This window comes from Variovorax endophyticus (assembly GCF_025376855.1).
Classification (GTDB): domain Bacteria; phylum Pseudomonadota; class Gammaproteobacteria; order Burkholderiales; family Burkholderiaceae_C; genus Variovorax.
Genome location: NZ_JAHUTH010000001.1, coordinates 305996 through 315494 on the forward strand (window position 1 = coordinate 305996; position 9499 = coordinate 315494).

The window sequence follows — 9499 nt, forward strand, 5'->3', positions numbered from 1 at the left end:
CGGCGGCGTGACGCGCGCCGCGCCTTTCACTTCGGTCGCGTCGGCGCGAGCGCGCGCCGCGCCGCATTGAGTTCGGCATTGGTGATGTGCAGGTCGGCCATGACGCGCGCGAGCATGTCGAGCAGCGCCTCGCGCTGGCGCAGCCGCACGGTCTCCGCGCGCCGCGCGCGCTGCACCTGGCGCGCGGTGGCGTGGATCGCGCGCAGCGTCGGCGAATCGTGGCCGTCGAAGGACTCCGCGGAACGAAGGCTGTCGGGCATCGCGCTGGGATGCGTTCGGTGCGCGCTCAGGCGGCGGCTTCGACCCGGTCGGCGGCACCAGCGGCCGGCACTTCGCCATTGGCGGCATCGCCGCGCGTGGCGGCGGCCGGGCCGTAGTTGCGCAGGTGCAGGAAGAACTCGCCCATCATCTGCATCCACAGGCGCGCGCTGAACGCAAGGTGCGCGGGCGTCACCCCGCCGGCCACCACCACGTCCATCTCGAGCACCACGAAGTCGCCGTGCTGCGCGACGCGCGCGAAGCGCTTGCTGCGATGCCAGGCCGCGAGCACGGCTTCGGGCAGCGTGCCGCCCTGCACGTGCAGCGGGCAGCTGAAGGTGAAGTCGGTGTACTGGGTGGTGGTGACGGGATTGCCCCACAGCACCTGGAAGCCGATGCCGTGGCTGGCGCTGTGCAGGCGGATCACGCCGTCCTGTTCGATGGTGGAGACGGCGGCGCCGGCGGCCTTGATGGCTTCGGAGACCTGTTCGGGCGTGACCGCGTCGAGCAGGTCGAGGGCCTCGGCGGGCGTGGCGGCGGTGGTGTCGGTCGGGGTGTTCGTCATGAGGTTCCCTGTCTGTGGATGGTGGTTGTCGGTGGGTTCAGTTCGTCTTGCGCAGCGCGGCGTCGAGCGCGGCGGCATCGATGCTCAGCTGCGTGGCCGGCGCGAGCTGCGTCAGGTGGGCCTGGATCAGCTGCTGCTGGCGCTGCTGGCGCAGCGCGGCCTGCAGCTGCGGGCGCATCTCCTCGAGCGTGGCGGTGCGCGCGGGCTGGCTGTCGAGCAGCTTCACGACGTGGAAGCCCGCGGCCGATTGCACCGGATCGCCGACCTGGCCGGTCTTGAGCTTGCCGATGGCATCGCGCACCTCGGGCAGCATGCGCGCGAGCGGCAGGTTGCCGACCTCGCCGCCGCGCTCGGCGCTGCTCCTGTCCTGCGACTTGGCGCGCGCGAGTGCCGCGAAATCGCCGCCGCGCGCCTCGCGCGCCAGCTTCTGGGCTTCCTCGCGCACCTTGGCGACGGCCGCGGTAGCGGTGTCGGGGGTGGCGAGGAAGATCTGTGCCACGCGGTAGGTGGCCGGCAGGTTGAAGCCGGCCTTGCCCTGCTCGTAGGCGGCAGCGAGTTCGGCCTCCGACGGATAGCCCGCCGGCACCTGGCTCACCGACTCGAGGTAGCCGGTGGTCACGATGCGGGCCGTGAGCTCGCGCACCGCGGCGTCGATCTTGGCCTTGACCTCGGGCTTGTCGGTGAAGCCCTTGTCGCGCGCTTCCTTCAGCAGCGCCTCGCCGAGCAGCCGCTGGCGCAGCCAGCCCTCGACGCTGGCGCGGTTGTCCTTGACTGCCGCGCGCTCGGCATCGGGCAAGGCCTGCAGCAGCTTCTCGACCTCGTCCTGACGCACGGTGAGTTCGCCCAGGCGGGCGACCACCGGCGCGCCCGTGGGCGCGGCGATCTGCTGCGCCGCGGCGCCGAGGCTGGCCGACGCGGCCAGCAGCAGCGCGGCCAGCGTGCGCAGGCGCGCGGGAGCAAGGGGTTTCTTCGGGTTCATGGTCGAGGTTTCCTTCTGGCCGCTCACTTCGCGGCGGGTGCCGATGCGGCGGCGGCCGGCGGCGTGGCTGCCGCGGCCTCGGCCGGCTTGGGTGCGTTCACGGCGCGCGCGTCGAAGCGGCCTTCGTACAGCTTGTCGCCGTACTGCTGCGCGATCTGCTCGAACTTCACGCGGCTCTGGGCCGCGAACGGCTGGCGCGCGGCGAACACGCTGCCCATGTCCATGGTCTCGTAGGCGCGCAGCACCTCCTGGCCCACGGCATAGAGCTGGGTGTTCTTCGCCTCGCACTGGGTGAGCGCGGTGCGCTGCGTGCCGGTCTCGGCCACGAGGCGCTGGCGCTCGGCCTCGGAGGCGCGCGCGGTGCGCAGCAGCTCCTCGTAGGCGCTGCGGAACTGCGCGACCTGGCCGTTGGACTTCTCGGCCGCGGCCTGCGCCTGCTGGCGCAGCTGCTCGACGCCGGCACTCGCGTGCTCGCGCGCCTGGCGTTCGCCGGCGAGCTGCGACTGGGCGCGCGCGAGGTCCTTGCGCAGCGCCTCGACTTCGGCCGCCGGTGCGGGCGCGGCCGCGCCCGGTGCCGCGGCCGCGGGCTTGCCGGCCTTGAGCGCGGCGAGCTCGTTCTGCGCCTGCTGCAGCTGCGAGGTGGTGATGCGCAGCTGCGCGCGCAGCCGCTCTTCCATGCTCTGGCCGCCGGCCGCGGCCGGCGCGCCCTGGGCGTGCGCGCCACCGGCCAGGCCGGCCAGACCGGCGAAGGCGAGCGCCAGGGCGAGCGCTGGGGTCTTGAAATGGGATCGGGCCACGGCGACGTCCTCAGAAGCGCGCATTGAGTTCGAGCTGCAGCGTGTCGATCGACAGCGGCGCGCCATAGACCTCCTTGGTCGAGATCCAGCGGCCGGTGAACCAGAGGTTCTTGTCGAACGCGTACGAACCGCCGAGGAAGTAGCCGCGCGCATTGGTGCCGCCGCCATGGAAGGTCGAATCGTTGTAGCCGTCCGGCAGCGCATCGGGCTCGATGCGCTTGTAGCCCGCGATGAGGTTCCAGTCGCCGCGCGCGGCCGGTGCCGGGCGGCCGTAGGTGGCCTGCAGCATGAAGGCGTTGCCGCCGCTCTTGTAGTCGGCCTGGGTGGTGCCGCCGGTGCTGCCGAAGTTGTTGACGATGGCGCCGCGGATGCCCGCGCGGCGCCAGATGTCGCTGGCGTCGTAGGCGGTGTTGCGGATGAAGTTGGCGTCCAGGCGCAGGTTGTTGCCCGCGACCTTGGTGTCCCAGCGCATGTTCAGGTCGACCAGGCGGAACTTCGAGGCCAGGCCCACGTACTGCGGCTGCGGCGTGCCGGCCGGGTTCAGCGGGTCGAGCGAGATGTCGCGCAGCAGCATGAGCGTGTTGCCCTTCTGCATGAAGGCCGGGCGCGACCAGTCGGTGCTGCAGCCGTCGGCGCCCGCGTACAGCGCGCAGGGCTCGGAGACCTTGCCGCTGATGTTGCGGAAGTTGTAGTACGCGAGCGCGCCGCGCAGGCGGTTGTCGTCGTCGATCTTCCAGTCGGCGCCGACCTGCGCGCCGAGCAGCCACTTGTTCTCGCTCTTGGCCTTGGTCTGGCTGCGGCTGGGCGCGTTGTCCGAGGAGTACTCGAGCGGGATCAGGCCCAGCGTGCCGAACAGCGACAGGTCCTTGTTGCTGGCCAGCGCCTTGTCGAACTGGAACGCGATGCCGTCGAAGTTGAGGTCGCTCGAGAACAGCGTGTCGGTCGACATGAAGGGGTTGGCGAAGCGGCCGCCCGTGACGGTGAGCCAGTCGACCGGCTTGTGCGAGATCCACATCTGGTCGAGCCACACGCTCTTCTTGCTCAGGCCGCCACCGAGGGTGGTGGTGGTCGACACCGGGTTGTCGTCGCTGCCCGAGGCCAGGCGCACGCCGGCCTTGGTGTTCTCGCTGAGGTCCGCGAGGATGCCCACGCGGGCCCGCGCGCGGAACAGGTTGCGCCGGTCCTCGCGCGTGTTGAGCAGCGAGGGCAGCGCGAGGTTGGTGTTGGGGTTGACGTCGTAGCCGCTGCCCTTGTTGAGCTCGGGCCAGTTGATCTCGATGTTGCTGTTGTTGCCCGCGTAGCTGCGCGACTCGTTGCGCACGCGCACGTCGCCCTCGAAGCGGATGCGCTTGCTCCACTCGGGCGTCTCGTTGGGCGCGGCCCAGCCTTCGTCCTTGGCCTGCGCCATGACCTGGGCCTTGACCTCGTCGCGGATCTGGTCGCGCACGGTCTGCGAGATGTAGGGCACGCGCACGTCGCCCGGTTCCAGGCGCACGCCGCCGGCGCTGGCCACGGCACCGGCCGAGACCGCGGCCAGCCGCTGCTGGGCCTGCTGCGAGGCCATGGCTTCGGCCTGGGCCTGCGCCAGCAGCGCCTCGCCCACGTCCTTGGCGAGCGTGCCGCTCTGAATCAGGCCGCGGATCAGCTTGACCATGGCGGTCTCGCCGGCCGGTCCGGCCTGCTGGGCGGCCGCGCCGCTCGCGGCCAGCGCGAGGGCCGTGGCCACGGCCGCGGCCAGCGCGCCCTGGCGCAGGGCCGGCGCGAGGCGGCGGCCGAAGGGGTATTTGGATGGGTTCATCGCTTCGTTCACGGGATGGAATGGGGAAGACGGGGCTTCGGCGCGCATCACGGCCGACGCCCCCTGAAGGACACGCGCATCGGGAAGCGCACGGAAGGCGGTGGCGACTCGTCGAGCCGGCCGAGGTCGCGCACCGCGGCCAGCACCGCCTCGTCGGTCTCGGTCGAGCCGGTGCTGCGCACGAGCTGCGCACGCCGGATCTGGCCCTGGACGTCGAGCCAGATGTCGATATGGATGTCGTCGAAGGTCAGGCTGCGAGTGCGCGGGTCACGCAGCAGCGCCCGCTGCAGCTGGTCGGAGGCATAGCGCGCGAACGAGCCGCTGCCCAGGCCGCCGCCGGCACCGGTGCCGCTCATGCCGCCGCCGCTGCCGGCCTGGATGCCGAAGGCATCGCTGCCCGCCTGCGCGGCGCTGTCCATGGTCACGGGGTCGCCGAGGTCCTTGGTGGGACTGGGCGGGGTGTCGTCCTTCGGCGGCTCCAGCGGCTCGATCGGCTTGGGCTCGGGCTCGGTCACCGGCTTGATCTTCTCCGGCTCGGGCTCGGGCAGCTTCTCGGGTTCGGGCGGCGGCGGCGGTGGCGGCGGCAGCATCAGCGTGGGAGCGTCGGCCACCACGCGCTTCTGGCTCGCGGTGTCGGCCAGCAGGTACCACACGAGCGCCGCCAGCAGCGCCAGCAGCACCGCGCCGATGGCCCAGCCGCCCCAGCGGCGCCACAGCGCGCGAGCGTCGGCAGGCGCGCCGCCGCCGGCCGCGGCGCGGCCCACGAAGGCGAAAGTCGGATCGCGAGGTTTCACGCGCCGGTCCTCACTTCTGCTTGCCGGTCACGAGGCCGATCTGGTTCAGCTCGATGCGGCGCAGCAGGTCCAGCACGTCGACCACCTTGGCGTACTGCACGCTCGAATCGCCGCGCACGATGACGGGGAAGTCGGGCGACAGGGCCTTCTCGGTGCGCAGGCGCTCCTCGAGCTCCGGCAGCGACACCGGGTAGGCGTCGAGGAACACGTTGCCCGCGTTGTCGATCGTGATGGCCTTGGTCTTGGGCTTCTCCAGCGCCACCGAGGAACTGGCCTTCGGCAGGTCGACCTTGATGCCCGGGATGCTGGCGTTGCTGGTGAGGATGAAGATCACCAGCACGACCAGCAGCACGTCCACGAACGGCGTGATGTTGATGCCGCCGGTGCGCTTGCGCACGGCGAACTTGGCTGCGTTGGGCATGTGCGTCGCCTCAGGCCGGAACCTGTGCCGGCGAGGTCCAGCCGCCACGCGCCGCGCTGTCGTCGGCCGTGCGGCGCGCGCCGCCCTGGGCCGCCACGGCCGCGGGCACCGACCTGCCCTCGCCCTGCTCTTCGGCCAGGCGCGTCACGAACTCGTCGACGAACACCGCCATGTCGGCGCCGATGGCGTCCGAGCGCGAGGCCAGCCAGTTGTAGCCGAACAGCGCGGGGATCGCGACGCCCAGGCCGGCGGCGGTACACAGCAGCGCGGCCGCCATGCCCGGTGCCACCGAGTTGATGTCCACCGCACCGGCCATCGCCGCCACCACGAACACCAGCATGATGCCGATCACGGTGCCGAACAGGCCGACGTAGGGCGCGCCCTCGATGGTGGTCGACAGCCAGTTCATGCGCTTGGACATGCGCTCGGTCTCGCGCACCATCACGCCGTCCATGGCCGCGCGGATGGCGCCGATGGTCGCGCTCGACACGGCGCTCAGGTCGTAGCCGCGCTCGTGGCGGCGGCGCATCTCCTCGATCGCCACCTGGTAGAGGCGCCACAGCGAGGAATCGTCGCGGACTTCCTGCGACACGGTGTTGCTGATCGCGAGGCGGTCCAGCGGCGCGCCGGCGGCTTCGCGGAAGTGCTCGATGAAGCGGGCATTGGCGCGCGAGATGGCGCCGTAGCTGCGGCCCTTGCCGATCATGATGGCCCACGACAGCACCATCATCAGGCCCAGCAGGCCGACGACGATCCAGGCGTCCAGCGGCATCGCGGCCAGGATGAAGCCGAAGTGGCTCTTGCCGGCCTGCTGCTCGTCGGCACCGAAGGCCGTGAGGCGCGATTCGGCGCCTTGCGAGACGGCGTCGGCCAGCAGCAGCGCATCGCCGCGCGCGACCTTCGACAGGCGCACTTCGTCGATCGCGCCGGTGAACGGCGCCCAGGCGGCGGCCGCGGGAGCGTTCTGGCCGGCGGCAGGCGTGGCGGCCACGTCGGCGCCGAGCGCGGCGGCCGTGTTCAGCGCCGGCAGGCGCGCGGCCAGCGACACCGCGGGGCGGCCGCCGACATACAGCGCAACGCTGTCGCCCTCGGCCTTGACCGCGATGTGCGACCACTGGCCGGCCTGCACCGGCTGCGCCGGGGTGCTGCGCTGGCCGTTGACCTGCACGAAGGGCACGCCCTGGTCGATGCCGACCAGCAGTTCGCCCGCGCCGTCGCGGCGCGCATAGATCACCTGGCGCGCGCCGAGCTGGTCGGGCCGCACCCAGGCGGAGAAGGTGAAGCTGGCACCGGCGGCCAGGGCCAGCGAGGGCGTGGCGGGCAGCATCAGCGGCGCGCCGGCGAACTGCGCGCCCTTGCCGATCACCGTGCCTTCGGCCGGCACGGTCGGGGTCTGGCCGTTGTTGCCGTAGGCGGTCGTGTCGCGCGGCGGCACCGCGCCTTCGGCGAAGTGGTAGACCAGCGTGTAGTCGGGATCGAAGCTGCGCTGGCCGTTGCCCGAGGCCGGGGCCTTGGGGTTGCCGTAGTACATCCAGAGCTTCTGCGGCGTGCCGGCCGAGACCGTGGGCACGTCGACCCAGACCAGCGCGATGCCCAGCAGCGGATCGAACTGCTCGATCTGGTGGTTGAGCACGGTCTTGTCGTCGCCGGCCACGAAGCGCAGGTCGGCGCCGGTCTCGCTCACGCCCTCGAACTTGAAGTTGCCCGTGTGCAGGCGCACCAGCACCGGCATGCGGCCGGCGTCGCTGCCGATGGCGCCGGCCTGCGGGCCGCCGTCCACGGTGATCGGCTTGCGATAGGCCCATTCGGGCTGCCACCATGCATGGGCCAGGCCCGGCAGGAGCGTGCTCAACAGCGTGAGCGCGAGGAAAAGAAAGCGTCGCATGACAGGGGTTCTCCGGAAAGCTCGTGGAAAAAGGTTCTTGAAAAGTGGCGTTGCCGCGTTTCGGATTCGGTGATCAGTAGCTGGCGTTGATGCTGAAATTGACCTGCGTGTCGCCCTTCTTCGTGCGCGGGCCGTCCTTCAGCGGACGGCCGATATCGATGCGGCCCGAGAAGTACTGGCCGACCTTGAAGGTGGTGCCCAGGCCCACCGAGGCGAGCGCGAAGCGGTCGGCCTGTTCGGGCAGCGGGTTCTTCAGGCGCAGGCGCGCGCCGTCGACGAAGGCATAGGCGCGCCAGCCCTCGACCCAGGGGTTGAGCCAGTTCAGCGGCGGGGTGCGCCATTCGAGCGAGCCGACCACGCCGTAGTCGCCCGTGGCCTCGGCCGAGAGATAGCCGCGCACCGAGTTCATGCCGCCGCCGGCGATCTGTTCGCTCGACACCAGCGGCGAGTCGGTCATCTGGCCGTTGACGCGGAAGGCGAGCTGCGAGCCGCCCTCGAAGGTGTAGGTGCCGTTGAGGTCGGTCTTCAGCACCATGAAGCTCGGCGAGGACTTGTAGCGCTTGTAGTCGAACTGCGCCTGGTCGCTGCCGTAGCTGAAGAAGCTGCGCGTGCCCACCACCAGCGACACGCCCACGCCGTACTGGCTCTTCTCGGCCTGGCGCAGGCCCGAGTACGACAGCGTGATCGGCGCGTACTTGAGCGGCACCTCGTCGCTGCTGTTCTTGAGCGTGAGGGCCTCGCGGTTGTTCTTCAGGTCGACGCCGGCGCTGAACGAATGCCACCAGTTGCCGGTGTTGGGCACGGTGTAGGTGGCCTTCAGCCCGATCGAGTGGCCCTTGCCGAGCACGTCGGTGCCGCCCACGGTGGCCACGTTGCTGTCGGACCAGAAGGCCGAGGCCTCGAGCGACCAGTTGCTGTTCGGCAGCGGCGCCAGGTACGAGGCCGAGACCACCTGCGTCTGCTTCAGGTCCTGCGGCGCGCCGAAGAAGCTGATCGAGGCGCTGTGCCCGAGCTGCCACAGGTTGTCGTGGCCGATCGAGGCCGAGGCGCGCAGCTTGCGCGTGTCGGCGCTGTAGTCGTTGTTGAGGCCGACGCTGGCGCGCCACGGGCTCTGGTCCTCGACCTTGAGGTCCACGTCCATGGTGCCGGGCAGCGCGCCCTGGCGCACCAGCGGCATCACCTGCCGCTTCGGGCCGCGGTTGAGCGCGGCGAGCTGCGACTGGGCCTTGTTGAAGTCGGGCACGGTGCCCTCCTGCAGCGCGGGCACCTGGTCGCGCACGTCCAGCGGCGAGTTGTACTCGGCGCCGACCACGCGCACGCGGCCGACTCGCGTTTCGCTGACCTGCAGGAACACCACGCCCTGCGTGACCTGCTGCTCGGGCAGGTCGACGTAGACCGACTGGTAGCCCGCGGCCTGGTAGGCGGCGAGCAGCGCGTCGCGCGCCGCCTCGATGTCCTTGAGCGTGCGCTCGGGACCGAGGAAGGGCGTGACCGCCTTCTCGATCGCGCGGGCGTCCAGCGCGGTGTTGCCGCGCACGATGTATTCGGTGACGTCGACCTTTCGTTCGGGTGCGGCCGGCGCGGCGGCAGCCGCGGCCGCGGGGGGCGGGTTCTGGTTCGGGGCCTGGGTGTCGGCGGGCGCGGCGGCCGCCGGCGCGGTGTCCGCGGCCTGCGCCGACGCGACGCCGTGCGCACACAGCGCCAGCACTGCCAGCCACACCGCTCTCCAGCACATCGGTGGGGCGTTCTTCTTCAAGTCATGCATTTCCAGCTCGGTTCTCAAGGATGAAGCTCGCTCGGCAGCGGCCCATGGTGGAGAGCCTTCATGTCGCCGCTGCGTACGTTTCCTAGACGCCCGGCAGGCGCGGCGACTGTCGTTTGTCACGAAAACTTCATCAAGAAAAGTCGGACGGGTCCTGCACGGGGTCGTCGACGCGCATAAGAAGAAGGGCCTCCACGCGGGAGGCCCTGGCTCGCGATGGCGCGGCGGATGCCGCGCGGT

9 protein-coding genes are annotated in these 9499 nt (G+C 71.1%); all 9 read right to left on the reverse strand.

Going from position 1 to position 9499, the window contains the following annotated elements; translation table 11 throughout:
* Window positions 1–26: 26 nt before the first annotated feature.
* Entirely contained in the window at window positions 27–260 is a 234-nt protein-coding gene (locus tag KV106_RS01300) for a hypothetical protein (protein WP_057590205.1), read from the reverse strand.
* A gap of 26 nt (window positions 261–286) precedes the next feature.
* The gene (locus KV106_RS01305; RefSeq protein WP_261205770.1) at window positions 287–823 is read right to left on the reverse strand and encodes a YbjN domain-containing protein; all 537 of its coding nucleotides are present in this window, start codon (window positions 821–823) and stop codon (window positions 287–289) included.
* A gap of 37 nt (window positions 824–860) precedes the next feature.
* On the reverse strand, window positions 861–1802 hold the full coding sequence (locus tag KV106_RS01310; protein ID WP_261205772.1) for a peptidylprolyl isomerase: 942 nt from the start codon (window positions 1800–1802) through the stop codon (window positions 861–863).
* Window positions 1803–1825: 23 nt separating this feature from the next.
* On the reverse strand, window positions 1826–2599 hold the full coding sequence (locus tag KV106_RS01315) for a hypothetical protein (RefSeq protein ID WP_261205773.1): 774 nt from the start codon (window positions 2597–2599) through the stop codon (window positions 1826–1828).
* Between the two features lie 10 nt (window positions 2600–2609).
* Window positions 2610–4397: a putative porin gene (locus KV106_RS01320; RefSeq protein WP_057590291.1), complete on the reverse strand. Its 1788-nt coding sequence runs from the start codon at window positions 4395–4397 to the stop codon at window positions 2610–2612.
* A 47-nt stretch (window positions 4398–4444) separates the two neighbouring features.
* Window positions 4445–5191, reverse strand: coding sequence for an energy transducer TonB family protein (locus tag KV106_RS01325; protein WP_261205775.1), 747 nt, complete (start codon window positions 5189–5191; stop codon window positions 4445–4447).
* 10 nt (window positions 5192–5201) lie between these two features.
* On the reverse strand, window positions 5202–5612 hold the full coding sequence (locus KV106_RS01330; RefSeq protein WP_057590202.1) for an ExbD/TolR family protein: 411 nt from the start codon (window positions 5610–5612) through the stop codon (window positions 5202–5204).
* Between the two features lie 10 nt (window positions 5613–5622).
* Entirely contained in the window at window positions 5623–7497 is a 1875-nt protein-coding gene (locus KV106_RS01335) for a DUF2341 domain-containing protein (protein ID WP_082321565.1), read from the reverse strand.
* A gap of 73 nt (window positions 7498–7570) precedes the next feature.
* A complete protein-coding gene (locus KV106_RS01340; protein ID WP_261205776.1) occupies window positions 7571–9262 on the reverse strand; it encodes a ShlB/FhaC/HecB family hemolysin secretion/activation protein in 1692 nt (563 codons plus the stop codon).
* Window positions 9263–9499 lie beyond the last annotated feature (237 nt).